25 protein-coding genes are annotated in these 25,229 nt (G+C 62.3%); 16 read left to right on the forward strand and 9 right to left on the reverse strand.

The window, feature by feature from the left end:
- Nucleotides 1-169: 169 nt before the first annotated feature.
- A complete protein-coding gene (locus tag NKJ06_RS00940) occupies nt 170-676 on the forward strand; it encodes a YciE/YciF ferroxidase family protein (RefSeq protein ID WP_352627239.1) in 507 nt (168 codons plus the stop codon).
- Between the two features lie 255 nt (nt 677-931).
- Here NKJ06_RS00940 and NKJ06_RS00945 read toward each other — a convergent pair whose 3' ends face one another.
- Nucleotides 932-1,903: an SDR family oxidoreductase gene (locus tag NKJ06_RS00945; protein WP_352627241.1), complete on the reverse strand. Its 972-nt coding sequence runs from the start codon at nt 1,901-1,903 to the stop codon at nt 932-934.
- Between the two features lie 282 nt (nt 1,904-2,185).
- On the opposite strand from NKJ06_RS00945, the gene NKJ06_RS00950 reads away from it, so the two are divergent.
- From NKJ06_RS00950 to NKJ06_RS00960, 3 genes are all read left to right on the forward strand, one after another.
- Nucleotides 2,186-2,407 carry a hypothetical protein gene (locus tag NKJ06_RS00950; RefSeq protein ID WP_352627242.1) on the forward strand — a complete coding sequence of 74 codons (222 nt, stop codon included), beginning with the start codon at nt 2,186-2,188 and terminating at the stop codon, nt 2,405-2,407.
- Between the two features lie 217 nt (nt 2,408-2,624).
- Nucleotides 2,625-3,413 carry a GGDEF domain-containing protein gene (locus tag NKJ06_RS00955; protein WP_352627244.1) on the forward strand — a complete coding sequence of 263 codons (789 nt, stop codon included), beginning with the start codon at nt 2,625-2,627 and terminating at the stop codon, nt 3,411-3,413.
- Between the two features lie 195 nt (nt 3,414-3,608).
- Nucleotides 3,609-4,835 (forward strand): anion transporter, encoded by a 1,227-nt coding sequence (locus NKJ06_RS00960; protein WP_352627246.1) that lies wholly within the window; start codon nt 3,609-3,611, stop codon nt 4,833-4,835.
- Here NKJ06_RS00960 and NKJ06_RS00965 read toward each other — a convergent pair.
- Nucleotides 4,832-5,419, reverse strand: coding sequence for a TetR/AcrR family transcriptional regulator (locus NKJ06_RS00965; protein ID WP_352627248.1), 588 nt, complete (start codon nt 5,417-5,419; stop codon nt 4,832-4,834). The genes NKJ06_RS00960 and NKJ06_RS00965 overlap by 4 nt on opposite strands.
- Before the next feature lie 88 nt (nt 5,420-5,507).
- Here NKJ06_RS00965 and NKJ06_RS00970 point away from each other — a divergent pair, with 88 nt between their 5' ends.
- On the forward strand, nt 5,508-6,389 hold the full coding sequence (locus NKJ06_RS00970; RefSeq protein WP_352627249.1) for a crotonase/enoyl-CoA hydratase family protein: 882 nt from the start codon (nt 5,508-5,510) through the stop codon (nt 6,387-6,389).
- Here the strand turns inward: NKJ06_RS00970 and NKJ06_RS00975 are convergent.
- The 4 genes from NKJ06_RS00975 to NKJ06_RS00990 all read right to left on the reverse strand — a co-directional run bounded on the left by NKJ06_RS00975 (nt 6,350) and on the right by NKJ06_RS00990 (nt 9,179).
- On the reverse strand, nt 6,350-6,658 hold the full coding sequence (locus tag NKJ06_RS00975) for a cupredoxin domain-containing protein (RefSeq protein ID WP_352627251.1): 309 nt from the start codon (nt 6,656-6,658) through the stop codon (nt 6,350-6,352). The two genes, NKJ06_RS00970 and NKJ06_RS00975, sit on opposite strands and share 40 nt — an antisense overlap.
- A gap of 11 nt (nt 6,659-6,669) precedes the next feature.
- On the reverse strand, nt 6,670-7,194 hold the full coding sequence (locus tag NKJ06_RS00980) for a DUF4142 domain-containing protein (RefSeq protein WP_352627253.1): 525 nt from the start codon (nt 7,192-7,194) through the stop codon (nt 6,670-6,672).
- A gap of 116 nt (nt 7,195-7,310) precedes the next feature.
- The gene (locus NKJ06_RS00985) at nt 7,311-7,985 is read right to left on the reverse strand and encodes an RNA polymerase sigma factor (RefSeq protein ID WP_352627255.1); all 675 of its coding nucleotides are present in this window, start codon (nt 7,983-7,985) and stop codon (nt 7,311-7,313) included.
- A gap of 105 nt (nt 7,986-8,090) precedes the next feature.
- A complete protein-coding gene (locus tag NKJ06_RS00990) occupies nt 8,091-9,179 on the reverse strand; it encodes an HPP family protein (RefSeq protein ID WP_352627257.1) in 1,089 nt (362 codons plus the stop codon).
- On the opposite strand from NKJ06_RS00990, the gene NKJ06_RS00995 reads away from it, so the two are divergent.
- Nucleotides 9,178-9,303 carry a hypothetical protein gene (locus NKJ06_RS00995; RefSeq protein WP_352627258.1) on the forward strand — a complete coding sequence of 42 codons (126 nt, stop codon included), beginning with the start codon at nt 9,178-9,180 and terminating at the stop codon, nt 9,301-9,303. The two genes, NKJ06_RS00990 and NKJ06_RS00995, sit on opposite strands and share 2 nt — an antisense overlap.
- A 127-nt stretch (nt 9,304-9,430) precedes the next feature.
- Here the strand turns inward: NKJ06_RS00995 and NKJ06_RS01000 are convergent, their stop codons facing one another.
- Nucleotides 9,431-10,615 (reverse strand): cystathionine beta-lyase, encoded by a 1,185-nt coding sequence (locus NKJ06_RS01000; protein ID WP_352656378.1) that lies wholly within the window; start codon nt 10,613-10,615, stop codon nt 9,431-9,433.
- 604 nt (nt 10,616-11,219) lie between these two features.
- Here NKJ06_RS01000 and NKJ06_RS01005 point away from each other — a divergent pair.
- The 7 genes from NKJ06_RS01005 (at nt 11,220) to NKJ06_RS01035 (ending at nt 18,214) form a co-directional block, all read left to right on the forward strand.
- On the forward strand, nt 11,220-11,855 hold the full coding sequence (locus NKJ06_RS01005) for a DUF1326 domain-containing protein (RefSeq protein ID WP_352808601.1): 636 nt from the start codon (nt 11,220-11,222) through the stop codon (nt 11,853-11,855).
- A 9-nt stretch (nt 11,856-11,864) separates the two neighbouring features.
- On the forward strand, nt 11,865-12,719 hold the full coding sequence (locus NKJ06_RS01010; protein ID WP_352808603.1) for a DUF2182 domain-containing protein: 855 nt from the start codon (nt 11,865-11,867) through the stop codon (nt 12,717-12,719).
- 441 nt (nt 12,720-13,160) lie between these two features.
- Complete coding sequence (locus tag NKJ06_RS01015) at nt 13,161-14,189, forward strand: amino acid ABC transporter substrate-binding protein (RefSeq protein ID WP_352627264.1); 1,029 nt, start codon at nt 13,161-13,163, stop codon at nt 14,187-14,189.
- Nucleotides 14,190-14,252: 63 nt separating this feature from the next.
- Nucleotides 14,253-15,440 carry an amino acid ABC transporter permease gene (locus tag NKJ06_RS01020; protein ID WP_352627266.1) on the forward strand — a complete coding sequence of 396 codons (1,188 nt, stop codon included), beginning with the start codon at nt 14,253-14,255 and terminating at the stop codon, nt 15,438-15,440.
- Between the two features lie 9 nt (nt 15,441-15,449).
- Nucleotides 15,450-16,607 carry an amino acid ABC transporter permease gene (locus NKJ06_RS01025; RefSeq protein ID WP_352808606.1) on the forward strand — a complete coding sequence of 386 codons (1,158 nt, stop codon included), beginning with the start codon at nt 15,450-15,452 and terminating at the stop codon, nt 16,605-16,607.
- Between the two features lie 78 nt (nt 16,608-16,685).
- Nucleotides 16,686-17,435, forward strand: coding sequence for an amino acid ABC transporter ATP-binding protein (locus NKJ06_RS01030; RefSeq protein ID WP_031260969.1), 750 nt, complete (start codon nt 16,686-16,688; stop codon nt 17,433-17,435).
- A gap of 113 nt (nt 17,436-17,548) precedes the next feature.
- Nucleotides 17,549-18,214, forward strand: coding sequence for a TIGR02117 family protein (locus tag NKJ06_RS01035; RefSeq protein WP_352808608.1), 666 nt, complete (start codon nt 17,549-17,551; stop codon nt 18,212-18,214).
- Nucleotides 18,215-18,442: 228 nt separating this feature from the next.
- Here NKJ06_RS01035 and NKJ06_RS01040 read toward each other — a convergent pair whose 3' ends face one another.
- Together NKJ06_RS01040 and NKJ06_RS01045 are read right to left on the reverse strand one after the other, a co-directional pair.
- Nucleotides 18,443-19,684 carry an FAD-dependent monooxygenase gene (locus NKJ06_RS01040; protein ID WP_352808611.1) on the reverse strand — a complete coding sequence of 414 codons (1,242 nt, stop codon included), beginning with the start codon at nt 19,682-19,684 and terminating at the stop codon, nt 18,443-18,445.
- 19 nt (nt 19,685-19,703) lie between these two features.
- On the reverse strand, nt 19,704-19,949 hold the full coding sequence (locus tag NKJ06_RS01045) for a zinc-finger domain-containing protein (protein WP_023761953.1): 246 nt from the start codon (nt 19,947-19,949) through the stop codon (nt 19,704-19,706).
- 244 nt (nt 19,950-20,193) lie between these two features.
- On the opposite strand from NKJ06_RS01045, the gene NKJ06_RS01050 reads away from it, so the two are divergent.
- From NKJ06_RS01050 to NKJ06_RS01060, 3 genes are all read left to right on the forward strand, one after another.
- Nucleotides 20,194-22,395, forward strand: a complete 2,202-nt coding sequence (locus NKJ06_RS01050) for an RNA degradosome polyphosphate kinase (RefSeq protein WP_352808613.1) — start codon at nt 20,194-20,196, stop codon at nt 22,393-22,395.
- Nucleotides 22,395-23,930, forward strand: coding sequence for an exopolyphosphatase (ppx, locus tag NKJ06_RS01055; RefSeq protein WP_352808615.1), 1,536 nt, complete (start codon nt 22,395-22,397; stop codon nt 23,928-23,930). The genes NKJ06_RS01050 and ppx overlap by 1 nt, the downstream gene beginning before the upstream one ends.
- An 88-nt stretch (nt 23,931-24,018) precedes the next feature.
- Nucleotides 24,019-25,092, forward strand: a complete 1,074-nt coding sequence (locus NKJ06_RS01060) for a serine hydrolase domain-containing protein (protein ID WP_352627274.1) — start codon at nt 24,019-24,021, stop codon at nt 25,090-25,092.
- Nucleotides 25,093-25,229 lie beyond the last annotated feature (137 nt).

Raw genomic sequence — 25,229 nt, forward strand, 5'->3', positions numbered from 1 at the left:
GAAGTGGATCGCAGGGTTTCGAAAGAGGGATGACGGTTTCGCCCCGGAAATCAGGAACTCCTCCGGTACCGGCACGTTGACCAGCAAGCCGGGATTTAGTCCCGGCTTTCGCGGGTGGCGGGCAAAGCCGCCGCCTTAGTCAACCTTCAGAGCAATGAAAGGTAAGGCCATGGGCTTCTTTTCGAAGGATATCAAAACACTCGACGATCTCTTCGTGCACACGCTGCGCGACATCTATTACGCCGAAAGGCAGATCGAGAAAGCGCTGCCGAAGATGATCGGCAAGGCAACCGACCCGCAATTGAAAGCCGGATTCGAAAAACACCTTGAGCAGACCAGGGGCCATGTCGAGCGCGTAGAGCAGGTGTTCGAGTTGCATGGCGTCAAGGCCAAGGAGGTCAACTGCCCGGCGATCGACGGCATTCTCGAGGAAGCCGACGACGTAAGCGGCGACGTCGACGACAAGGACGTTCTCGATGCGGCGCTGATAGCCTCGGCACAGGCCGTCGAGCATTACGAGATGACCCGCTATGGCACGCTCATCGCCTGGGCCAAGCAGCTTGGCCGCAGCGATTGCGCCAACGTGCTGGCCAAGAACCTGAAGGAAGAACAGGCGACCGATCGCAAGCTCACCGAAATGGCGGAGAGCAAGATCAACCTGCAGGCAGCCGAATGAGGCTACTCAAGTCGGCCAGCCAGCGCACCGGCTGGCTGGCCGATCCAAAATAGCCAACTAGCGCGCCGGGTCGACTCCCAAGGCCGCCGATTGCTGCCTCAGTGTCTCGTTATCGTCGTGCGGCACGTGTCGGGCAGGTTCCGCAATTTCCCTGCAGATACGGTACGCTACATAGGCAAGCGTCACTGTGAAAAGCAGACGAACCATCCATCTCGCTCCCTGGTCATCATATGTTCAATTTCGGCTGTTCTCATGTCAGTAGCCGCCGATCACCGGCAATATCTCGCCGGTGATGTAGCTCGAGCACTGCGGCGAGGCGAGGAATACATAGGCGGGTGCGAGTTCTTCCGGCTGTGCAGGCCGTTTCATCGGCGTGTCCGCACCGAATTTCGAGACGTCGTCGGCTTCCTTGTCCGACGGGTTGAGCGGCGTCCACACCGGGCCTGGCGCAACTGCGTTCACCCGGATGCCCTTGCCGATAAGGTTGCCCGAAAGCGCGCGCGTAAATGCGTGAATGCCGCCCTTGGTCATCGAATAGTCGATGAGTTGCCTTGAACCGTCGATGCCGGTTACGGAACCGGTGTTGATGACCGCCGAGCCCGGTTTCATGTGTGGCACGGCTTCCTGCGCCATATGAAAATAGCCGTAGAGATTGGTCTTCAGCGTCGTGTCGAAGTGTGCCTCCGTCAGATCGCCGAAGTCGCTGGAATGGATCTGGAAAGCAGCGTTGTTGACCAGCACATCGATGCGACCGAATTTCTGCACCGTGACCGCCACCGCGTTATGGCAATGCTCGCGTTCACTGACATCGGCTTTTATCAGAATACAGCGCCGCCCCTCTTTTTCGACGGCGGCCTTGGTCACTTCGGCGTCCTTGTCCTCGGCCAGATAGACGATCGCAATGTCCGCGCCCTCGCGGGCAAACAGGACAGCCACCGAGCGGCCGATGCCGGAATCGCCGCCCGTGATGAGCGCTACCTTGTCGTCGAGTTTTTTCGACCCCAGGTAATAGGGCGCATCGTAGAGGGGAGCGGGCTCGATTGCCCATTCATGCCCCGGCTTGGGCTGATGTTGCTCGGGAAAGGGCGGCTCCGGATATCTACGGGCGCCGGCTTGCATTGCGTGTTGGATCTTGCCTTTGCCCCTGGCTTTGTCCTTGGCATCAATGCCGCGCTGGATATGCCGTTGCTTGGCGGCTTCACCCGATGTCTGCGACTTCATCTGCATGGTTGCCTCCTCGGCTTGAAGAAGGAACAACGCATGATGGACAAAAAAGTTTGCGCAAAGGATCCGGGTTGTCGAAAGGGCTCGGCTCAGCCTTTTTGGCAAGGCATGAGCGATGACGTCGTCTCCGACCTTCGCGCAACCGCCCCGCGCCGTCGTATTATTTCGTGACTCAGCCTTTTCGGAACCTTCCCTCGCACGGCGCGTTCTGGCGCCTGTATTCGCAAAGCCTCATACAAAAAGCGGATCGGTGGGAGGCAAACCCGGGTGGGGAGGAGTGTTGCCATGTCGAAGCGAGAAATAGGAATATCTTCGGCCTTGGATCGGCGTATCGCTGACCTCAAGGCCAGGATGCAGGATAACCGGATCACGGAATATGAAATGAAGACCTTTCAGAAAGTGGCTTCCATCATGGGAGGCGGCGAAGGCTCCCTACGTCTTGAAGCCGACGACCTGATCGCGGCATCATTTGTCGTCGACACGCTGAGTGAATCAACGCTCAACTGACGGCGGACGGCCTGGCTTCGAGCGCCACCTGCCCTTGCTCAGCCAACAGCTTGGTCCAAACCTTCAAGCTGGGACACAGGACAGCCGCTTTTCGGCGGCTGTCCCTTCGGCGGCTTTTTACCGCGCCATGCCGCCCGATATCGAATTGGAGGGAAAGTCTTATCAATTTGTTTGCGTTGGTTCGTCATAGTAGCGGCGGCTAACGGAGTTGAACGCGATGAAGCTCGATCTATCGCCGACGAGCTGGGGCAGGGTGATCGCTGTCACCATGGTCGGTACGGCATTCTTCATTGCCGTGGCGTTCTTCGTCGATTCTTTCAACTTCCCCTATCTTTCGCCCGCGGCAGTGTGGCGGGCGCAGATGACCGACCTGATGCTGCCTTTGGTGCTGGGCGGGTCGTTTCTGTTTTTCCTCATGTGGAAGATCCGCCAGCTGGCCATCGCGCAGCGCGACCTCAGCGTTATTGCCGCGACCGACAGCCTGACGGCGGTGCTGAACCGCGGTGCCTTCTCGATGCTGGTCGAGGCCTATCTCGAGCAGACCCGCAAGCAGGAGCAGACCCGTTCGGGGGCGCTGCTGATCATCGACGCCGACCACTTCAAGTCGATCAACGACCGCCTGGGCCATGACTGCGGCGATCAGGCACTCAAGCTGATAGCACAGGCGATCAAGGGGCAACTGCGTGGCGGCGACATTGTTGGCCGCATCGGCGGTGAAGAATTCGGCGTATTTCTTCCCGGCGTGGATCCCTCGCAATCCTGGGTGGTTGCCGAGAGCATCCGCCGGCGCATCAGGGAGACGGACTTCTCGCCCGGTGGCAGGCCTTGCCCCCTGTCCGTCAGCATCGGCGGCACGAGCTTTACCGGCCCGACCACCTATGAGGAAATCTTCTCCGCCGCCGACAGACGGCTTTACACGGCTAAGTCGAACGGGCGCGATCAAGTCAGCTTCGATCCGGCGGGGGCTGCTCCGGCGCCTCTGCCCAGCGTCGCCACGGTGCATTGACAAAGGTCTGATCAAAAGCGGTCATTGCAACCTTGGACCGTCGCGTCCTGTAGGCACGAGAACCTTGGGCACTCCCGCAACACGCTGATTTGTACAAGCTGTTGCGCGGAGGGCGCTTTCGCTTTGCCGACATCACGCTAAAGGTAGTGTCCGGTGCCCATCGGGGCTGGATGGATCGGGCAGGGCCTTCTTCGCATGACATTGATAGGCGCGGCGGCACTGCTGATCCTGGTCCTGACTTACGCCGGTGTCGCCGTTGGCCGCATCCCCGGCCTGCGCCTCGACCGGGCAGGGATCGCGCTGCTCGGCGGGGCCGCGATGATCGCCGTCGGCGCGCTCAGCATGGAGGATGCCTACCGGGCGATCAATTTCGACACCATCACGCTTTTGCTCGGCATGATGATCGTGGTGGCCCATCTGAAAGTGTCGGGCGCCTTTCGCGGCCTTGGCGCTATCGCCATCGAGCACGCGCACGCGCCCTTCATGCTTTTGGTGATGGTGACGCTGTTGACCGGCGTGCTGTCTGCCTTCCTGGTCAACGACGCCATCTGCCTTGTCATGGCGCCGATCGTCGTCCACGTCACCCGCATCATCAAGCGCAACCCGATCCCCTATCTGATCGCCACCGCCACCGCGTCGAATTGCGGCAGCGTCGCCACCATCACCGGCAATCCGCAAAACATGGTCATCGGTGCGCTGTCGGGCATTTCCTATCCAGCCTTTTCGGCGGCACTCGCTCCGGTCGCTCTGTTCGGCCTCGTCGCGGTCGTTGTCATCATCCGCATCGTCTACCGGGCCGAATTCGCCCGCACGGTGCAACTGATGCCCGAGGTCTCGCGTGGCCGCATGCATAAGAGGCAGGTGCTGAAGGCGGTGGTGGTCTGCATCGGACTGGCAATCGCCTTCTTCGCCGGCGTGCCTGTCGCCAAGGCAGCACTCATCGGCGGCGCGATCCTCTTGCTCACCCGTGCCATCAAGCCGGAACGTATCTACCGCGAAATTGACGGTCCGCTGCTGTTCATGTTCGCCGGTCTGTTCGTGGTGGTCGCCGGCGCCGAAAAGACGCTGCTGACATCAGACATGATCGCCTCGGCAAAGAACCTTGGGCTGGACGATGTCTGGCGCCTGTCCGGCTTCACCGCGGTGCTCTCCAACATCATGAGCAATGTTCCGGCCGTGCTGGCGCTGCGGCCATTCATACCCGGCCTCGAAAACCCCGAGCGCGCCTGGCTGGTCGTCGCGATGAGTTCGACGCTGGCCGGCAATTTCACGCTGCTGGGTTCGGTCGCCAACCTGATCGTCGCCGAACAGGCACGGGCCGCCGGTACGCCGCTGTCATTCGGCGCCTTCTTCAAGGTCGGCTTGCCGCTGACGCTGCTGACGCTTGGCGCGGGCACGGCATGGTTGGCGTTGGGATTCTAGACCTGGCTGCTTGAAGTTCGCGCCCGCACAAGCGTCGCCGCGGCGCGGCCGGCCGCCTCGATATAATCGGGGTTGCGGTGGATCAGCATGATCGAAAAGGAGCCGTCGATCAGGAGCACGACCTCGCGTGCCAAGGCTTGCGGCTCCTCGACGCCGCGATCGGACAATGCGCCAGCCAGCCATGTTTCGAAATTTGACTTGTGCCGCGACCCGACCTTGATCGCTGGGTGTCCGGGCATCGAGGCGAGTTCCGCGGCCGTGCGCAGGAAGCCGCATCCTTTCCATTTCGGATGGCGAGCGGCCCTCGCCAGATTGCTGAAGATCGCCTCGACCTTGCGATCCGCGCCGCCCTCGGCGGCATCGAACCAGCCGGCCATACGCTTCAGGTTGGGTTGGTCGCGGCCATCGAGATAGGCGGCGATGAGGTCGTCCTTGCTCTTGAAATGGTAGTAGAGCGTCCGCTTGGTGAGACCCGCCTCCTCGGCAACGGCATCGACGCTGACGCGACCGATTCCTTCGGCATAGAAGAGCTTGGTCGCGGCATCGACGATGCGTTTGCGGGTGGGGCTCTGTGCGTCGGGCATGAGCTTAAGTATACCGACTAGTGAATATACACAAGCGGGAAAGGGCATAGTCTTCCGGTTCATGAGCATTATGGAGAAGGAAGAGCCAATGACCGATCTTGTCCTCAACGAGACCAGGGATGGGATTGCCATCCTTACCCTCAACCGGCCGGAGAAACTCAACGCGCTGAACTATGCCCTGATCGATCGCCTGCTTGCGATCCTCGACGACATCGAAGTCGATGACGGCGTTCGGGCGGTCATTCTTACCGGGGCAGGGGAGCGCGCGTTTTCGGCGGGCGGCGACATCCACGAGTTCTCGGCCAGCGTGGCGCTTGGCGTCGACGTCGCGATGCGTGACTTCGTCATGCGCGGACAGCGGCTGACAGCGAGGCTGGAAGCCTTCCGCAAACCCGTCATCGCCGCCGTCAACGGCGTTGCCTTTGGCGGCGGCTGCGAAATCACCGAGGCTGTGCCGCTGGCCATCGCCAGTGACCGTGCCCTTTTCGCCAAGCCGGAAATCAACCTGGCGATGCCGCCGACCTTTGGCGGAACGCAGCGTTTGCCCAGGCTCGCCGGGCGCAAGCGGGCGCTCGAACTGCTGTTGACGGGCGACTGGTTTCCGCCGCCGCGGGCGCTTGAGCTGGGTCTCGTCAACGAAGTCGTGCCACATGCCGAGTTGATGCCGGCTGCGATCGGCCTGGCAAGGAGTATCCTGCGGCACTCCGATCTGGCGATCGCCAGCATCCTCACGGCGGTGGCGCGCGGCCTCGATCAGAGCATCGCGGAAGGCCTGCAGGTCGAAGCCTCGCAATTCGCCCGCATGGCCTCGACAGCCGATTTGCGCGAAGGGCTCGATGCCTGGATCCAGCGGCGCGAGCCCCGCTATGACGGCTCATGGACGCATATCGCGCGCCCCGACGAGGCCAGGCGGACCTCGTTGGCGCTGGATCAGGGCGCCACCACCAAGCGGCCTTTCATGTTGGGGTGAAAGCGGCAGAAATAGTCGACCGATTCAGCCGCCTTCAATGTCAGGCTTGCGGATTTCTTCGACGGGATCATCACCTCCCAGCCACCTTTCACGGTGGCCGTGTGGGCGAACACATCCTTGTTCACCCACTCGATCGTATCGCCGACCTTCGCCTCGACGGTGGCCGGCGAGAACACCAGTTTGTCGATGGTGACCTGGATGGTTTCAGCTTGCGCCGGAACGATACCGACGACCAGCATCAACGCAATCCACGGAGGGCGTTTCGGCATGCACCCGGTCCTTACTTCAGCATGCCGGCGACGTGTTCGGCATGCTGCTCATGGCCCTGGAAAATCTTTAGCCCGGTTTCCAGCAGGCTCTTCAATTCGGCATTCTGCGCCGACGGGATGAGCAGCGTTTCAAGCGCTCCGTCGACCTGCTTGTGATAGGCCACCTCGTTGTCGACATAAGCCTTGTCGAAGGCCGCGCCCTTGAGCTTGGCGAGTTTCGCCCGCTCCTCCGCCGCCGCTTTGGTCAACGCCTTGCTGGTAGCGTTGTCTTCCGGCGTGACCTTGAGTTTCTTAACCAGATCGAGCGCCTGCACGTTCACCGCCTCATGGTCGCGCACCATGTCCTTGGCGAAGGCGAGCACCTCCTTGTTCTTCGACTTTTTGAGCGCTTGCTTGGCCGCCTCGACGTCGATCACGCCGGCCGTGTAGGCGATGTGTGCGATCTGCGGGTCGGTCGGCTTGTCGGCGGCTTGTGCGAACGGGGCAGTGCCAAGCAGCAGCATGGCGGCGAGCGCGGCGGTGTGTCGGATAGACATGGCATCTCCTTCGTCCGGGCATTTGAAATCGCTCCGGACAGTGTTTTTCGGTTGACGATCATTGGATGCGGGACGGCGGCAAACGTTCCCGCCAAAAGCAACTGAATCCGCCGGGGTCAGCTCTCCAGCCCGAGCCGCCGCATGACCGCGCCGGTCAGCCTTTCGCAACGCCGGCCGGCGAAGGGAAAGGCATCGAGCAGCACCGGCCCGATCTGGTCGTCCAGCGCCTTGCGCACCAGGGCACGGGCCCGGTGCAGCCTTGTCTTGACGGTTTGCGGCCGCACGCTGAGAAGATCGGCGGTCTCTTCGATGCTCAGCCCCTCGATTACCCGCGCCACGAACACCGTCCGGTAGACATCGGGAAGGCTGTCGGTGGCCCGTTCGACCAGCTGGAGGATCTGCCGTTGCGCCATCGTCCGTTCCGGATCGTCGCTGGGGTTGAGAGGAAACCGGATAATCTCGGCTTGCGGATTTTCCGGCATTGCCACCGTTCGGCGCCTCTTGCGCAGGCGGCCGAGCGCCTCGTTGATGACGATGCGCGACAACCATGTGGCCAGCGAAGAGTCGCCGCGAAAGGCATCGAGATGGGCGAAGGCCCTGACATAGGCCTCCTGCACGATGTCCTCGGCCTCGCTGTCATTGCGCACGACGCCGCGCGCGATCCTGTAGAGCCGTTGATTGTGCGTCTTGATGATGGTGCGGAAGGCATCGCCGTCGCGCGCCAGCGCCCGTCGTACGAGCTGCATGTCGCCTGGTGCGGCAGAAGGTACGGCCGTCAAGACAGCAGGCATGGCCAGTTTCCTCAACCCAACCTCCGGACCGGAACCTCGATTGAGAGATTGGACGCTGTTGCCGGCAAAAGGTTCCCGAAGATTTTTCGCCTGGTCCCGCGGCGACTAACCTACCGCGTCCAATGAGGACTTGTCAGCAACCTGCAGGCGCGCCGTGGCCGCCAGGAGATCGGTCTGGGTGATCAGCCCAAGAATCCGCTTGTCGTCGTCGACGATGATGACGGCATGGCTGCGGCCGTCAGTGAGCACGGGCAGCAGCCCCATGGCGGCGAAACCGGCGGCGGCGGTCGCCGCGGGCGATATCACGGATCCAACCGCGCCGGAGGCCTGCGTCAATTCCCGCAATCCCACGGTGCCTGCCAGCCTTGCCTCCGCGTTGACGACCGGCAAGGTACGGATGTTGTGGTCAAGCAGCAACTGGCGCGCCGCATCGGTGGAGGTGTGCGCGTCGACCGAGATCACATCGCGCGACATGATGTCCTCGCACAGAACGGTCTTGTGCGCACGCACCATCGCCTGCAATTCGACTTGCCGCAGCAGGCGGTCGAGATCGTTGCGATCGATATCGAACGTCTCGTCGAGTGCGCCAAGCGCGGCATCGATGTCTTCGGACCGAAAGCCGACGCGCGACTGCGCCGGCGGATCGCCGGTGCCGTGGCTGTTCGTCGGTGCTGCAGCCGGTACATGCGGATAATTGCGCCGGGCCAGTCTGTGGAAGCCGTAGCCGAGCGCCACAAGCAGGATCGAATTCAGCGCCACCGGTACGAATGGAAACAGGAAGCCGGCGCTGATGACGGCCGGCCCTCCCAGCACCGCGGTCAGGGCGGCCGCTCCGCCCGGCGGATGTAGACAACGCGTGAACGACATGGCGGCGATGGCCAGTGCCACCGCTATGCCGGCGGCAAGGGCGGTTTCGTGGATGAAATGCGCCACGATCACGCCGACCAGTGCCGATATCGTGTTGCCGCCGATGATCGACCATGGCTGCGCCAGCGGGCTGGCCGGCACCGCGAACAGGAGCACGGCGGACGCCCCCATCGGCGCCACCAGCAGCGGTACATGCGGGCCGTTGCCGAGCACAAGGCTGGCGATCACGCCGGTGAGCGCAATGCCGATCGTCGCGCCGATACAGGCAACGAGGCGCTCGCGAAGCGTCGCGCCGGCAAGAATGGGAACAAAGAGGCGAAAAGCCATGACGTCGAAAACTCTGCCGGTATTCCAGGGGGAAGTAGAAACCGCGATGATCGCACCGCAATGGCGCGGTATCGCGGAATTTGAAAGCCAAATTGATCCGCGATGCCGCGGTTTGTGGGAATAGAATTCCACGACCTTGTCGCAATGCTCGCCGCGGTGCCGGTCTGGCTCCGCAGGCGAAGTGGCGGTTCACCAGTCTTTCGGCATGCTTGCGCTGGTCCGATGAATCACTTTGGCGGTGCCTTGATCGTTCAGGCAGCCGCCGCGGCGGTCAGGCCGCGCGAAATGTCGGCCTTCAGGTCGTCGACATCCTCGAGGCCGATCTGCAGGCGGATCAACGGACCCTCATACGGAGCTTTCGCGACAACGCGGTCGCCGAGCCAGACCGGCACGGCAAGGCTTTCATAACCGCCCCAGGAATAGCCGAGGCCGAAGATCCGCAGCGCGTCGAGGAAGGCGTGCTGCTGCTTCTGGCCGCCACCGGCGAGCACGATGGAAAAGATGCCGCTCGAGCCGGAGAAGTCGCGCTTCCACAAATCGTGGTCAGGGTGGCTGGGAAGGGCAGGGTGGAGCACGCGCGCCACGCCGTTCTGGCCCTCGAGCCAGGAAGCGATGGCGAGCGCGCTGCGCTGATGATGCTCCAGGCGCACGCCCATGGTGCGCAGGCCGCGCAGCACCTGGTAGACATCATCGGGCCCGGAGCAGCAGCCAAGCGTGCAGAAACTTTCGTAGAGGTGGTTCCAGCAGCTCTCATTGGCCGACACCGTGCCGAGCAGCACGTCGGAATGGCCGGCCGGGTATTTCGTCGCCGCATGGATCGAGATGTCGACGCCGTGGTCGAGCGGACGGAAATACAGCGGCGTCGCCCAGGTATTGTCCATCATGACGATGGCGCCCGCGGCATGCGCCGCTTTGACGATGGCCGGGATGTCCTGCACCTCGAACGTGTTGGACGCCGGCGATTCCGTGAACACCACCTTGGTGTTGGGCTTGATCAACGCCGCGATTCCTGCGCCGACCTCGGGGGCGTAATACTCGACCTCGATCCCCAGCCGCTTCAGCATCGTGTCCGCGAAGTTGCGGGTCGGGTGATAGACCGAATCGACGATCAGCAGATGGTCGCCGGCCGACACGAAGGCGAGCAGCGGCACCGTCACCGCCGCAAGGCCCGACGGCACCACGATCGTGCCGGCCGAGCCTTCCAGTGCGTCTATGGCCTGGGCCAGGGCATCGGTCGTCGGTGTGCCGCGCGTGCCGTAAGTGTATTTCTGGCTGCGTGCCGCCATCGACGCCGCGTCACGAAAGAGCACGGTCGAGGCATGCACCACCGGCGGATTGACGAAGCCGAAATAGTCATGCGGATTGTTGCCCGAATGGGCAAGCCGCGTGTTGATGCCCACCCCGCCGCTAAAGTGCTCGCTGCCGTCTTTCGCCATTCTGCGTCGCCTTGTTTGCCAAGCCGCTAGCCATAGTGCGGCGTCATGGACCGTGCAACAGCCGCCGCCCGCCAGGGGACGGACTTCGAATATGCCAATTCGTCGCGGCAAAAGGTGGCGATTGGGGTGCGGCGCGACCCAGGCGGTGCGTTGCCGCCAGATGCGCCGTTCTCCGCCGACAGGGCTACGAACTCGGGTTAACGGGTTCCTTCGCAGCCTTCGCCGGCGCGTAGGCTGACGGAAACGAAAAACCCGCCTGTGCGGCGGGTGGCTGGCGCAAATCAGCACCATAAACGAATATGTACCATAGCTGAGGGCACGAAGTCAAGAAAAAATTCCTATTGTGAAAAGCTGCTGGCGCAAAAGCCACCGACACCGCCGAACTGGCTGTCGTCAGGTCTTTTGTTAATCTGAGTTCGGTGCCCGGTCTCCGCCAATCGGCCTATTGTGGGTGGCTGCGAAAAATATATAATCGATTTCTAATATTAATCGCCGGATTGCTTCGATCAGATGCTGCCGGATGGTTGTTGCCGGTTGACCTTCTGGTCCTCCACGATCCGGATCGCGCTCACGAAGCGGGAGCGCGGCAAGGGGCGGGAAAGTCATGCCCGCCGGCAAATGGACACTGAAGGCGCGCGCATTCCCCCACTGCCCCTGCGCCAATGGCTGGCCGTGCCAGTTCAACGCCATGCCGACATACGGTTTCTGTGAAGCGGTTGCTGGCATGGAAATCGAGAGTGGCCATCACGGCGACACCAAGCTCGACGGATTGCGGTTCGTCGGGATTTTCCGCTGGCCCGGCGCCATACACCAAGGCAGGGGCGAAGCCGCGGTAGTTATCGACGAGAGGGCAACCGAAGCCCAGCGCGGAGCGCTGCTTCGCATATTGGGCGGTCTGGATACCGAACCAGGTGCGACGATATTCCAGGTCTTTTCGACCACGCTGGAGAAATTCCACGATCCGATCTTTGCCCCGATCGAATTCAAGGTCGATGTCGGCGCGCGAACCGCGCGGCTGCACGTCAAGGGCGTAACCGAGGGCCATGGCGAGCCGATCAAGAATCCGGTCACCGGCGCGGAACACCGGGCGCGCATCGACCTGCCGCACGGCTTCGAATACGCGATTGCCGAAGTCGGGCGCGGCTGGACCAAGACGACGGGCCCGATCAAGTTCGAACTGGCCGATTCGCACAGCCATTTCGCCAATCTGCATCTCACGCAGAGCGGCATCGTGCATTGACCTGATCCAATGGGCGACACGGCCCTCGAGGCGGTGCTGCGGCGTGACCGCGCGGTCGTAACGGTCGCGCTCGTCGTGATCGCCGTGCTCGCCTGGGCCTATGTGCTGTGGCTCGCCGCCGACATGGTCATGCCCGGTTTCCCCGTCCCGGGCAGCGCAGGCGGCGACATGACCGAAATGGACATGTCGAACATGGGCGGCATGGATATGGGCGCCACCGTGGCGCCCGGTTTCCGGGCCTGGGCATCGGCCGATTTCGCTTTCATCTTCACAATGTGGGCGGTGATGATGGTCGGCATGATGACGCCTTCGGTCGCGCCGATGTTGCTGCTCTATGCCGGCGTCGGCCGCAAGGCGCGGGCGGATGGCCGTCCTATCGCTTCGACGGGATGGTTCTTTGCCGGCTATCTCACTGTGTGGGTCGTGTTCAGCATTGCGGCGACTAGTGCGCAATGGCTGCTCGCCCGTCTCGCCTTGCTCGATCCTTCGATGGCGACCGACAGCGCGATCCTCGGCGGCCTCGTCCTGATCGCCGCTGGCCTCTATCAATGGACGCCGATGAAGGGCGTCTGCCTTCGCCAATGTCAGGCGCCGATCGCGTTCCTGGCCAGCCATGGCGGTTTCCGTTCCGCCCCGCTCGGCGCGCTTCGGCTCGGCATCGACCACGGCGTCTATTGTCTGGGTTGCTGCTGGGCACTGATGGCTCTGCTCTTCGTCGGCGGCGTCATGAACGTGCTGTGGATCGCCGGCATCGCCGTCCTTGTTCTCCTTGAGAAGACTGTACCGACCAGGCAGTTGATACCACGGGTTTCCGGCGCGCTGATGGCTACGATCGGCGCTTGGCTCGTCTTTCAAGCTCTTTGAGAACAGTTGTTGCCTCCGGGGCGATATTGCCCGGCAACCGGCCGACAACGTCGGATGATAGTCTTCCGGCATGACAATTCATCGCGCACCGGGCCAACAACCGCCGAGGTGCCGCCTGGGATGGATTTTCGCTGCAGCGGACCCGCATTGGCCCGCATTGGCATTGAATGAGTTTTGCCGCCTTTATTTGCTCTGCTGGTCAAATCGCGGGCGCGTTTGTCTGCTATTTCAGGCATTTGCGCCAATCGGTTTTCAAACTCTTTCGGTTTCGGTCATTTCCCTTGACCTCACGGGAATTATCGCCTTCGATGACATTCGTGAATGGGAGGCGGCGCGTCGGTTACGACGCGGGGTTCCGGAAATGGGCCGGAATGGGAACTGCATTCACACGGGAAAAAAATCAGGGTTTGCCCTGAAAACAGAGAAAAGGGTCTGTGGGTCATGAAACATATTGCTATCGGCATTCTTGGCGCCGCCACACTTGGGTTGATGGCGTCGGCCGCCTCGGCAACCACGCTCGATACCGTCAAGGCGAAGGGCTTCATCCAGTGTGGCGTCTCGACCGGCCTGGCCGGCTTCTCGGCGCCGGACGACAAGGGTGACTGGCAGGGCATCGATGCGGATTTCTGCCGCGCTGTCGCGGCCGCCGTCTTTGGTGACGGCACCAAGGTCAAGTTCACCCCGCTCAGCGCCAAGGAGCGGTTCACCGCTCTGCAGTCCGGCGAGATCGACATCCTGTCGCGCAACACCACCTGGACGATCAACCGCGACACGGCACTTGGCCTGAATTTCATCGGCGTCACCTACTATGACGGCCAGGGTTTCATGATCAATGCCAAGAAGCTGCCGGGCGTCAATTCCGCGTTGCAGCTTTCCGGCGCCGCCGTCTGCGTGCAGAGCGGAACGACCACCGAACTCAATCTGGCCGACTATTTCAAGGCCAACAAGATGGAGTACAACCCGGTCGTCTTCGAGAAGCTGGAAGAGGTCAACGCCGCCTATGACGCCGGCCGTTGCGACGTCTACACCACCGATCAGTCGGGCCTCTATGGCATCCGCCTGACGCTGGGATCGCCGGCCGATCACGTCGTGCTGCCCGAGATCATTTCCAAGGAGCCGCTCGGACCGGCCGTGCGCCAGGGCGACGACCAGTGGTACCACATCGTCAAGTGGACCTATTTCGCACTGTTGCAGGCGGAAGAACTCGGTATCACCAAGGCCAATGTCGATGAAATGAAGAACTCGCCCAGCCCGGAGATCAAGCGCGTGCTTGGCCAGGAAGCCGATACCAAGATCGGGACCGATCTCGGCGTCTCCAACGACTGGGTCGTCAACATCGTCAAGGCCGTCGGCAATTATGGCGAAATGTTCGAACGCAATGTCGGTTCGGGCAGCCCGCTGAAGATCGCGCGCGGCATCAACGCGCTGTGGACCAAGGGTGGCCTGCAGTACGCTCCGCCGATCCGCTGATCGAAATGTGATCCGGAAGGCAGGTCATCTGCCTTCCGGTTTCTCTTTCCAGAGGACGGTCGAATGGCATCGCAGGAAGTTCTTCGCGAGGAGCCCAGCCGCGGTTCCTTCATCAACGATCCAAGAGTCCGGGGCATATTCTTCCAGGCGGTGGTCGTCGTCGTGCTGGTGGCGGGCGTCTGGTGGATTGCCCACAACGTCATCGACAATCTGACGCGCCTGCACATCGCTTCAGGCTTCGGCTTCCTCAAGGGCCGCGCCGGCTTCGACATCAGCGAGAGCGCCATCGCTTATTCATCGGATTCGACCTATGGCCGCGCCATTCTGGTCGGCTTCCTCAACACCGTGATCGTCGCCGTCGTCGGCATCATTACCGCGACAATCATCGGCTTCATTGTCGGCATCGGCCGGCTTTCGCAGAACTGGCTGATCAGGAAGATCTGCACGGTCTATGTCGAGGTCTTCCGCAACATCCCGCCATTGCTGGTCATCTTCTTCTGGTATTCCGGCGTGCTGGCCGTGCTGCCGGCACCACGCGACAGCATCAATTTGCCGTTCGGCTCCTTCCTCAACCAGCGCGGCTTCTATTTTCCACGCGCCGTCTGGGGCGACGGCTCCTGGCTGATCTTCGTCGCTCTGCTTGTCGGCATCGCCATGGCGTGGTTCGTCGCGCGCAAGGCGCGGCAACGGCAGATGGCGACCGGACAGCAATTTCCAGTGTTGTGGACAGCCCTGGCGCTGATCGTCGGGCTGCCGCTGCTCGCCTATGCGCTGAGCGGCTTCCCCTTGAGTTTCGATTACCCCAAGCAATCGACCTTCAACCTGACCGGCGGCTTCCAGGTCAGGCCGGAGTTCCTGTCGCTGTATCTGGCGCTATCCTGCTATACCGCCGCCTTCATTGCCGAGATCGTACGCGCCGGCATCAGGGGCGTCAGCAAGGGCCAGACGGAAGCTGCCGGCGCGTTGGGGTTGCGGCCTGGGTCGATCCTGCGGCTGGTCGTCGTGCCGCAGGCCATGCGCATCGTCATTCCGCCGCTGACCAGCCAGTATCTCAACCTGACCAAGAACTCGTCGCTCGCTATCGCCATCGGCTATCCGGACCTGACGGCGACCGCTGGCACAGTGCTGAACCAGACCGGCCAGGCCGTCGAGGGCGTGGTGATCATGATGGTTATCTATCTGGCCATCAGCCTCCTGACCTCGCTTGTGATGAACTGGTTCAACGCCAAGATGGCGCTGGTGGAGAGGTGAGGTAAGGACATGCAAGAAAATGATATGTCCTGGGTGCGCACCGAAATGGTGCTGGCGCAGCCGGCGCCCGCCAGTGTCACTGGCCTCGGTGCGTGGGTGCGCAAGAACCTGATCGCTTCTACCGGCGACACCATTTTGACAATCGCCGGCATCGCGCTGGTGGCGATGATCCTGCCGCAAATCATCAACTGGGCGTTCATCAACGCCGTGTGGACCGGACCTGACCGGACCGTATGCGCAACGGTGGCGCAAGGCGGCATCCAGCCGGATGGCTGGACCGGCGCCTGCTGGGCTTTCGTCAATGCCAAATTCGGCCAGTTCATGGTCGGGCGCTATCCTATCGAGGAGCGCTGGCGGCCGATTCTGGTCGCCATCCTGTTCGTGGCGCTGCTGGTGCCGATGCTTATCCCGAAGGTGCCTCGTAAAGGGCTGAATGCGATACTGCTGTTCTTCGTGCTGCCGGTGGTCGCCTTCGTTCTGCTTGTCGGCGGCATGTTCGGCCTGCCGCATGTCGAAACCTCGATGTGGGGCGGGCTGCTGGTAACGCTCAGCCTGTCGTTCGTCGGTATTGCCGTGTCGCTGCCGCTTGGCATCGTGCTGGCGCTCGGCCGCCGTTCCAGGATGCCGATCATCAAGACGCTGTGCGTCGTCTTCATCGAGACGGTGCGCGGCATTCCGCTGATCACCGTGTTGTTCTTTGCCAGCGTGATGCTGCCGCTGTTTCTGCCGGCCGGCGTCAGCTTCGACAAGTTCCTGCGGGCGCTGATCGGCGTTTCGCTGTTTGCCGCCGCCTATATGGCCGAAGTGGTGCGCGGCGGCCTGCAGGCGATCCCCAAGGGCCAGTATGAAGGTGCGGATTCGCTCGGCCTCGGCTATTGGCAGAAGATGTATTTCATCGTCATGCCGCAGGCGCTGAAACTGGTCATCCCGGGCATCGTCAACACCTTCATCGGCATGTTCAAGGACACCAGCCTGGTCATCATCATCTCGATGTTCGATCTGCTCGGCATCGTCAAACAGAACTTCTCCGATGCAAACTGGGCAACCGCGCAGACGGCCAGGTCCGGCCTGATCTTCGCGGCCTTCGTCTTCTGGCTGTTCTGCTTCGGCATGTCGCGCTATTCAATGTTCACCGAACGCCGGCTCGACACCGGCCACAAACGCTAAACAAAAGAACAAGGGGACCCTGTCATGGCCACCGAAAATGCCGTCAGCGCGGAAGAGATCAAGGTCAACGCCGCCAAGATGCAGATTTCCACCACCGATGTCGCCATCGACATCATCGCCATGCACAAATGGTATGGCGAATTCCACGTGCTGAAGGACATCAATCTGAAAGTGATGCGCGGCGAGCGCATCGTCATCTGCGGCCCTTCGGGCTCCGGCAAATCGACGATGATCCGCTGCATCAATCGTCTGGAAGAGCACCAGAAGGGCAAGATCATCGTCGACGGCAAGGAATTGACCAACGATCTCAAGAAGATCGACGAGGTGCGCCGCGAGGTCGGCATGGTGTTCCAGCACTTCAACCTGTTCCCGCATCTGACCATCCTGGAGAACTGCACGCTGGCGCCGATCTGGGTGCGCAAGACGCCGAAGAAACAGGCCGAGGAAATCGCCATGCATTTCCTCAAGCGCGTCAAGATTCCGGAACAGGCCCACAAATATCCCGGCCAGCTGTCCGGCGGCCAGCAGCAGCGCGTGGCTATCGCCCGCTCGCTGTGCATGAACCCGCGTATCATGCTGTTCGATGAGCCGACCTCGGCGCTCGATCCGGAAATGATCAAGGAAGTGCTGGAGACGATGGTCGGGCTCGCCGAAGAAGGCATGACCATGCTGTGCGTCACCCACGAGATGGGCTTTGCCCGCAAGGTCGCCAACCGCGTGATCTTCATGGATCAGGGCCAGATCGTCGAGCAGAACACGCCGGCCGAGTTCTTCGACCACCCGCGCCACGAGCGCACAAAGCTGTTCCTGTCGCAGATCCTGCACTAGCCTTCCGATGATCACAAAGAGCCCGGCTGAAACAGTGCCGGGCTTTTTTGCGTATGGATGACCAGAAGGCAGGCGGCTCGTGGCGCCGGGACGCGTTTGCAGGGCCGCCATTCATGAAAAAGCTGGGACGATTTCTAGGCCTTCTGTTGATCGTCATTGCGCTCGCTCTGATGATGGGCGCTCTCGTGCCGCGGCCGCTGTGGCGGCCGGCCGCCGCAGCCCCCGCCGACACGCACCGCATCCTGATGCTGAAGAACCCGATCCACACGGACATCGCCATCCCGGTCGATGATACCGTGCGCCAGCGCTTCCACTTCCTGGTCGACGCCGGCATACCGGCCGACAGTCCGCAGATCCGCTACATCGTCTTTGGCTGGGGCGGCCGCGCCTTCTATCTGCAGACGCCGACATGGTCTGAGTTGAAGGCGGTGCCGGTGATGAAGGCACTGACCCTCGACGCGTCGGTCGTGCATGTCGATGTCGCCGGCGACATCGACGAAGGGCGTCCCATTGCCGGCTTCGATATCGGCGAGGAGCGCTTCGCGGCGCTGCTCGATTTCATCGATGCGAGTTTCCAGCGGGGGCCGAAGGGTCCGATCCTTGTTCCGGACGCGGCCTATTCCAGGTTCGACGGCTTCTACGAAGCCAACGGCCATTTCAACGCGCTGGTCGGCTGCAACACCTGGACGGCGGCCGCCTTGCGCACCGCCGGCCTGCGCACCGGCTGGTGGAACCCGCTGCCGGTATCGCTCGGTCTGTCGATGCGGCTGTATAATTAGCGTGGGCATTCCGCGAATTGGCAAGCGTCGCGTTCCTTCACACCCCCCTCTGTCCTGCCGGACATCTCCCCCGCAAGGGGGGAGATTGGCAGTTGCGACGCCTCACTTCATTTCGCGACGTCGGTGATTGGCGAAAGCAGTGGTGGCGGCTGATCTCCCCCCTTGCGGGGGAGATGTCCGGCAGGACAGAGGGGGGTGCTGTCCCACCAACCGATTGTGCTTGTACGCTCAGCGTCGAATGATCTTCTGAGCCCGCCACCCATAAAGCCAGTCCAAATCCGCCGCGAGCTTTTCCGGAGAGCGCATCATCAGGAACACATTGCGCGCGATCGCCACTGGACCCGCGGCATGCCAGGCCAGCCGGTTGACAGCGCCGCGTCGGGCGACCTGCGCGACACGCGGCCGCCGTGACTGCTCCCAGACGGCAAGCGCGGCCAGAGGATCGGCAGGCAAGTCGGCGATGATATCGGCAAGTGTCGCCGCATCCTCGATCGCCATGGCCGCGCCTTGCGCCGCGAACGGGGTCATCGCATGTGCGGCATCGCCGATCAGCGCGATGCCGTTCGGCATTGTCCAGGGTTGCTTCTGGTCGACCGTATGGAGTGGCCAGGTCAGCCACGGGCCAGCCACTTCCACCAGCCTTGCAAGGCCAGGCGCCGTGCCGCGCGTGGCATCGGTCAGGATGCCGGGGTCGGCATGGCCGGACCAGCCTTCGGCAATGCGTTCGCCCTTGGTGAAGGCGACGAGGTTGAAGGCGTCACCCTTGCTGACGGGATAGGCGACCATATGGAAGCCTGGGTGCAGGAAAGTGGTGACGCAGTCCTTGGCGCCGATCACTGCAAAGGCTTGTCCGGCGGCGCTGTCTGCTGCCACGGTGGCGCGCCAGGCCAGTTCGCCGGAAAAGCGGCTTCTTGGCGAGGCAGCCCCCTTGGCCGAATCGACAAGCCCGCGCACCGAGGACCAGACGCCATCAGCGCCGACCAGCAGGAAGCCCTCGGCCGTAATGGTTCCGCCGTCGATCTCGGCCGTCGCCGTGATGCCATGGGTGCCGGTGGCAACGCTGCCGATGCGGGCGCCGGTGGTGAGATGGATATCCGGCATCTCGGCAACGCGCGCCATCAGTGCGCTCTGCAGATCGGCCCTGTGAGCAACGAGATAGGGCGCCTGCCAGCGCGTCTCGGCGGCTTGCCCCAACGGCACGCGTGCCAGTTCGCGCAGCGATGCGGCGTCCTTCAACACCACGGCTTCCGGCCGCACCGCTGCCGGCAGCAGCCGGTCGAGCACGCCAAGCTGGCCAAGGATGCGCGTCGCATTGGGAGAAAGCTGGAGGCCGGCGCCTACCGCCTCCAGGCGCTGCGCCTGTTCGAACACCTGCACGGAATAGCCGTGTTTGGCGAAAGCAAGCGCTGCGGTCAGCCCGGCGACGCCCGCCCCGGCGATGACGACCTGCCGGGAGCGCGTTTCGTTCATCGGGTTTGTCGCGAAGGAATCAGGCGGCCTGATCGATATAGATGCAGCCGGCCGGCAGCGTTTCCGTCGCCTTCAGCTTGGGCGAATAGCGGTACAGCGTCGAGCAATACGGGCAGACTTTTTCATTGTCGTCGCCCATGTCGAGAAAGACATGCGGGTGATCGAAAGGCGGGTTGGCGCCCGTGCACATGAATTCCTTGACGCCGATGTCGATAGCCGGGTAGCCCGCATCGTTCTGGAAATGGGGAATGGAACCGCCTGCCATCGTCGTCTCCTTAACGCAGTCTCTTCTGCATCTGGATCATAACAGGCCTCTTTGCAAGTTCGATGAAATGAAACTGTCGCAAAACCCTGTCAGAGGATAAGTTAAGCCGGTTAACGCATGACCCGGAAAACCGACGTCGGTTTTCGGAAAGGATCATGCGTCGCCTTGGAGTGGTGGAGCGTCCTTTGCGCGTCCTGGAGGGCGCGCGGCGCCCTAGCCGGCAGACGGTGTGGAAGAGCGGAATATGAACGAACTGAAGCCGGTGCAGAGCGAATTCATCAACGTCGAGGCGGCAAGCCCGGAGGGGGGCAATCCCGATCGCTTCGTCAATCGCGAGTTTTCCTGGCTGCAGTTCAACCGGCGCGTTCTCGAAGAATCGCTGAACCTCAATCATCCGCTGCTGGAGCGTGTCCGTTTCCTGTCGATCTCGGCCGCCAATCTCGACGAGTTCTTCATGGTGCGCGTCGCCGGCCTCGCCGGCCAGGTGCGCGAAGGCATCGTGCTGAAAAGTCCTGACGGGCGCACCCCCGAACAGCAGCTGGAACAGTTGCTGCGTGAGGTCGAGCGGCTGCAGGAAGACCAGCAGAAGAGCCTTTCGGCGCTTACCGTACTGCTCAACAAGGAAGGCATCGAGACCATCACCCGCGATGCGCTGACCAAGGACGAGAAAATCTGGCTGGAAGACCATTTCCAGGAGCAGGTGTTTCCGGTGCTGACACCGCTGTCGATCGACCCGGCGCACCCGTTCCCGTTCATCCCCAATCTCGGCTTCTCGATGGCGCTGCAATTACGCCATCGCAAGAACGGCGAAGAGATGAGCGCGCTGCTGCGCCTGCCGGTGGCGCTGAAGCGCTTCATCCGTCTGCCGGACCGCAAGCGCCATGTCCGCTTCATCCCGCTGGAAGAGGCGGTCGGCCTTTATATCGGCAAGCTCTTTCCCGGCTACGAGGTCAAGGGCTCCGGCACATTCCGCATCATCCGGGACAGTGATATCGAGGTCGAGGAAGAGTCTGAGGATCTCGTGCGCCTGTTCGAAACGGCGCTGAAGCGGCGCCGCCGCGGCTCGGTGATCCGGATCGAGTTCGACATACTGATGCCGGCGGAACTACGCGACTTCGTCGCCGGCGAGCTTGGTGTCTCGTCGAGCCGCATCAGCGTCTTGACCGGTCCGCTGGCGCTCAGCCAGATCTCCGAAATCGTCGCCGTTCCCCGCGACGATCTCAAATTCACGCCTTACAATCCGCGCTTTCCCGAGCGTATCCGCGAGCATGGTGGCGACTGTTTTGCCGCCATCCGCGAGAAGGACATCGTCGTCCACCACCCTTACGAATCCTTCGACGTGGTGGTGCAGTTTCTGCGCCAGGCGATGGCCGACCCGGAAGTGGTGGCGATCAAGCAGACGCTTTACCGCACCTCCAATGACAGCCCGATCGTGCGCGCGCTGGTCGACGCGGCCGAGGCCGGCAAGTCGGTTACGGCGCTGGTCGAGCTCAAGGCGCGCTTCGACGAGGAAGCCAACATCCGCTGGGCGCGTGACCTCGAGCGTGCCGGCGTGCAGGTCGTGTTCGGCTTCCTCGAGCTGAAGACACATGCGAAAATGTCACTGGTGGTGCGGCGCGAGGACGGCAAATTGCGCAATTACGTGCATCTTGGCACCGGCAACTACCATCCGGTGACCGCGCGCATCTACACCGACCTGTCCTTCTTCACCACCGATCCGACGATAGCGCGTGATGTCGCCCAGCTCTTCAATTTCATCACCGGCTATGCCGAACCGACGGATGAAATGCGCCTGGCGATCTCGCCGTTCACGCTGAGAAGCCGCATCTTGAAGCATATTGCCGACGAGATTGCCTATGCTGTGGAAGGCAAGCCGGCGCGCATCTGGATGAAGATGAACGCGCTCGTCGATCCGATCATCATCGACGCGCTCTATGATGCCAGCCGCGCCGGCGTCGAGATCGACCTTGTCGTGCGCGGCATCTGCTGCCTGCGGCCGCAGGTTCCGGGCCTGTCGGAAAACATCCGTGTCAAATCGATCGTCGGCCGCTTTCTCGAGCACAGCCGCATCTATTGCTTCGGCAATGGCCACGGCCTGCCGTCGGACGAGGCGATCGTCTACATCTCATCGGCGGACCTCATGCCACGCAATCTCGACCGCCGCGTCGAGACCATGGTGCCGATTACCAATCCAACTGTGCATGAACAGATCCTTGGCCAGATCATGCTGGGCAACATCATGGACAATCAGCAAAGTTTCGACGTATTGGCTGATGGAACCTCCCGGCGCGTGGTGCTGGAGGAGGGTGAGGAACCGTTCAACGCGCAGGAATATTTCATGACCAATCCGAGCCTGTCGGGACGGGGTGACGCGCTGAAGTCGCATGCGCCCAAGCGCATTGCGCAGTTCAAGCGTCGCAAGAAGAACGCCGCAGCGTCCGGCTGATGCTGTCTGATTCCCAGGGCCGGCTGCAGGACCGCCGACCGCTGTCCATCATCGACATCGGATCGAATTCGATCCGTCTCGTCGTCTATGAGGGGCTGGCGCGTTCGCCGACCATGCTGTTCAACGAAAAGATGCTGGCCGGTCTCGGCCGTGGCATCGTTTCGACCGGCAAGCTCGACCCCGAGGCGGTGACCCGCTCGATGGAAGAGTTCCGCCGCTTTCGCGCGCTCTCCGACCAGGCCGGCGCCGAACAGATGTATGTGCTGGCCACCGCCGCCGCCCGTGAGGCTATCAACGGTCCCGATTTCATTCACCGCGCCGAGGACGTGCTGAAGACCGAGATCCGTGTGATCAGCGGCCGTCAGGAAGCCTATTATTCGGCGCTTGGTGTCATTTCCGGTTTCCATCCGGCGGATGGCATCGCCGGCGATCTGGGTGGCGGCAGCCTCGAACTGGTCGATGTCGACGGTGAAGCGATCGGCGACGGCATAACGCTGCCGCTGGGCGGCCTGCGCCTGCAGGACATGGCCAAGAATTCGCTGACCCAGGCGGCGAAGATCGCGCGTGACGAACTCGCGAAGGCAAAGCTGTTGAAAGGCGGGCAGGGCAGACCCTTCTACGCCGTCGGCGGCACCTGGCGAAATCTCGCCCGGCTGCACATGGAAATGACCAACTATCCGCTCGGCGTCATGCACCACTACGAGATATCCGCCGAAAGCGCGGCGAATTTCCTCAAGCAGGTGGCCAAAGCCGAGATCGAGAAGGTCAAGGGGATCGAGGGCGTTTCCAAGAACCGCCGTTCGCTGCTGCCTTATGGCGCCATCGTGCTGCAGGAGATCATGGCGGCGATGCAGCCGTCGAAGATCATCGTCTCGGCGCTCGGCGTGCGCGAAGGCTTTCTCTATTCGCTGCTCGACGAGGCCGAACAGAAGGCCGATCCGTTGATTTCGGCCTCGGAGGAACTCGCCCGGCTGCGCTCGCGCTCCGTCACCCATGCGCATGAACTTGTCGACTGGACCGCCAGGACCTTTGCCGCCTTCGGCATCGACGAGACCGAGGATGAGGCACGCTATCGCCATGCGGCCGCATTGCTGGCCGACATCGGCTGGCGCGCGCATCCCGAATATCGCGGCAAGCAGTCGCTCAACATCATTGCCCACGCGTCCTTCTTCGGTGTTGACCATCCCGGCCGTGCCTTCCTGGCAATGGCCAACGCCTACCGTCACGACGGCATCTTCAACGAAGCCATCGCGCCCGAAATCAAGGCGCTGGCTCCGCCGCGTTATCTGGAGCGCGCCCGCGTGCTCGCCGCGATGATGCGAGTCGTCTACCTGCTGACGGCGTCGATGCCGGGCATCATGCCCAGGCTGAAATGGGAACAGCGCGGCAACGGCCTGCTGGCGCTGGTCTTGCCTGCATCGCTGGCCGATCTCTATGGCGAGCGGCCAGCCGGGCGCCTGGCGCAGCTGGCAAGGATCACCAACCGTCGGCTGGTGCTGGCCGTCGAGGGCGGTCCGAGTGTGTCGGTGAAATAGGGCGTCTTGTTGAAGTAGTGGGGCATTCCTGAAGGCAAGATTGCCGCGCGACTGGGGTTGCGCGACGTCAAACACGGAGTGAACGTTCATGACTGTCGCACAGGACTCTGCGTCGTCATTCCCGGACGGAGATACGGCGCAGGCGCTCGGCTTTGATCCCACCATCCACCGCAAGCTCCTCGCTGGTATCGAATCTGGCTTGCTGCGCGATCTGCACGTCGTCCTCGCCGCCCGCGCCGGACAAGTCTTCCTGCAACACTATGCGGAAGGCGCCGATGAGGAATGGGGGCGGCCCCTCGGGCATGTCGCTTTCGACGTCGACACGCTGCACGATCTCCGCTCGGTGACGAAAAGTATCGTCAGCCTGCTTTACGGCATTGCGCTCGACAGAGGATTGGTGCCGCCGCCCGAAGCACCGCTTGTTGCACAGTTTCCCGAATATGCCGATCTCACCGCCGACCCCGCCCGCGCCAAGATCACCATCGGCCACGCGCTGACGATGACCCTTGGCATGGAGTGGGACGAGAACCGTCCCTACAGCGATCCACTGAACAGCGAGATCGCGATGGAGCTTGCCCCCGATCGCTATCGCTTCGTCCTCGAACGACCGATCATCGTGGAAGCCGGGAGCCGTTGGATCTATTCGGGTGGCAGCGTGGCGCTCGTTGGCGCCATCATCGAGAGAAGCAGCGGCAAATCGCTGCCGGACTTCGCGCGTGAAGCACTCTTCGAGCCGCTCGGCATTGGGCGTTTCCACTGGTCGGCCGGCAACGATGGCGTCGCCTCGGCAGCCTCGGGGCTCAGGCTCACTGCACCCGATCTGCTCAAGATCGGCCAGATGCTCCTTCGCAAGGGCGAGTGGAACGGCCGGCGCATCGTCTCGGAAGGCTGGATCGAGGCTTCATTCACGCCGGCGATCTCGACGACGGATGGCCTTGGCTATGGCCGGCTATGGTTCATCGGCGACGCGCCCGCGCCGGCGTTCAACGCCCTGCGGCCCTGGCATGCCGGCTTCGGCAATGGCGGACAGCGGCTCTGGCTGATGCCCGAGGCGGGTATCGCGGCCGTAGTCTATGCGGGCAAGTACAATGCCTGGGATGCCTGGGTAACGCCGACCCGCGTCTGGCGTGAGATCATTCTCGCCAATCTCCAGCGCGCCTGACAAGGGCGGGCGTCCCGGAAGTTCTTCAGGCCCCGGTGCTGCGCCCGTCGACCGACCGGCTTCCCCCAATCCGTCGCTGCTTCGCAGCGCCACCTTTCCCCCCTCCGGAGGGAAAGGAAGGGAGCCTCGTTGGAACA

This window comes from Mesorhizobium sp. M0293, assembly GCF_040321735.1.
Lineage (GTDB): Bacteria > Pseudomonadota > Alphaproteobacteria > Rhizobiales > Rhizobiaceae > Mesorhizobium.

Bases quoted from the DNA above. Each gene is read 5' to 3' on its own strand.
- NKJ06_RS00940 (WP_352627239.1), top strand. From the start codon at position 170: ATGGGCTTCTTTTCGAAGGATATCAAAACACTCGACGATCTCTTCGTG.
- NKJ06_RS00945 (WP_352627241.1), bottom strand. From the start codon at position 1,903: ATGCAGATGAAGTCGCAGACATCGGGTGAAGCCGCCAAGCAACGGCAT.
- NKJ06_RS00950 (WP_352627242.1), top strand. From the start codon at position 2,186: ATGTCGAAGCGAGAAATAGGAATATCTTCGGCCTTGGATCGGCGTATC.
- NKJ06_RS00955 (WP_352627244.1), top strand. From the start codon at position 2,625: ATGAAGCTCGATCTATCGCCGACGAGCTGGGGCAGGGTGATCGCTGTC.
- NKJ06_RS00960 (WP_352627246.1), top strand. From the start codon at position 3,609: ATGACATTGATAGGCGCGGCGGCACTGCTGATCCTGGTCCTGACTTAC.
- NKJ06_RS00965 (WP_352627248.1), bottom strand. From the start codon at position 5,419: ATGCCCGACGCACAGAGCCCCACCCGCAAACGCATCGTCGATGCCGCG.
- NKJ06_RS00970 (WP_352627249.1), top strand. From the start codon at position 5,508: ATGACCGATCTTGTCCTCAACGAGACCAGGGATGGGATTGCCATCCTT.
- NKJ06_RS00975 (WP_352627251.1), bottom strand. From the start codon at position 6,658: ATGCCGAAACGCCCTCCGTGGATTGCGTTGATGCTGGTCGTCGGTATC.
- NKJ06_RS00980 (WP_352627253.1), bottom strand. From the start codon at position 7,194: ATGTCTATCCGACACACCGCCGCGCTCGCCGCCATGCTGCTGCTTGGC.
- NKJ06_RS00985 (WP_352627255.1), bottom strand. From the start codon at position 7,985: ATGCCTGCTGTCTTGACGGCCGTACCTTCTGCCGCACCAGGCGACATG.
- NKJ06_RS00995 (WP_352627258.1), top strand. From the start codon at position 9,178: ATGACGTCGAAAACTCTGCCGGTATTCCAGGGGGAAGTAGAAACCGCG.
- NKJ06_RS00990 (WP_352627257.1), bottom strand. From the start codon at position 9,179: ATGGCTTTTCGCCTCTTTGTTCCCATTCTTGCCGGCGCGACGCTTCGC.
- NKJ06_RS01000 (WP_352656378.1), bottom strand. From the start codon at position 10,615: ATGGCGAAAGACGGCAGCGAGCACTTTAGCGGCGGGGTGGGCATCAAC.
- NKJ06_RS01005 (WP_352808601.1), top strand. From the start codon at position 11,220: ATGCCCGCCGGCAAATGGACACTGAAGGCGCGCGCATTCCCCCACTGC.
- NKJ06_RS01010 (WP_352808603.1), top strand. From the start codon at position 11,865: ATGGGCGACACGGCCCTCGAGGCGGTGCTGCGGCGTGACCGCGCGGTC.
- NKJ06_RS01015 (WP_352627264.1), top strand. From the start codon at position 13,161: ATGAAACATATTGCTATCGGCATTCTTGGCGCCGCCACACTTGGGTTG.
- NKJ06_RS01020 (WP_352627266.1), top strand. From the start codon at position 14,253: ATGGCATCGCAGGAAGTTCTTCGCGAGGAGCCCAGCCGCGGTTCCTTC.
- NKJ06_RS01025 (WP_352808606.1), top strand. From the start codon at position 15,450: ATGCAAGAAAATGATATGTCCTGGGTGCGCACCGAAATGGTGCTGGCG.
- NKJ06_RS01030 (WP_031260969.1), top strand. From the start codon at position 16,686: ATGCAGATTTCCACCACCGATGTCGCCATCGACATCATCGCCATGCAC.
- NKJ06_RS01035 (WP_352808608.1), top strand. From the start codon at position 17,549: ATGAAAAAGCTGGGACGATTTCTAGGCCTTCTGTTGATCGTCATTGCG.
- NKJ06_RS01040 (WP_352808611.1), bottom strand. From the start codon at position 19,684: ATGAACGAAACGCGCTCCCGGCAGGTCGTCATCGCCGGGGCGGGCGTC.
- NKJ06_RS01045 (WP_023761953.1), bottom strand. From the start codon at position 19,949: ATGGCAGGCGGTTCCATTCCCCATTTCCAGAACGATGCGGGCTACCCG.
- NKJ06_RS01050 (WP_352808613.1), top strand. From the start codon at position 20,194: ATGAACGAACTGAAGCCGGTGCAGAGCGAATTCATCAACGTCGAGGCG.
- ppx (WP_352808615.1), top strand. From the start codon at position 22,395: ATGCTGTCTGATTCCCAGGGCCGGCTGCAGGACCGCCGACCGCTGTCC.
- NKJ06_RS01060 (WP_352627274.1), top strand. From the start codon at position 24,019: ATGACTGTCGCACAGGACTCTGCGTCGTCATTCCCGGACGGAGATACG.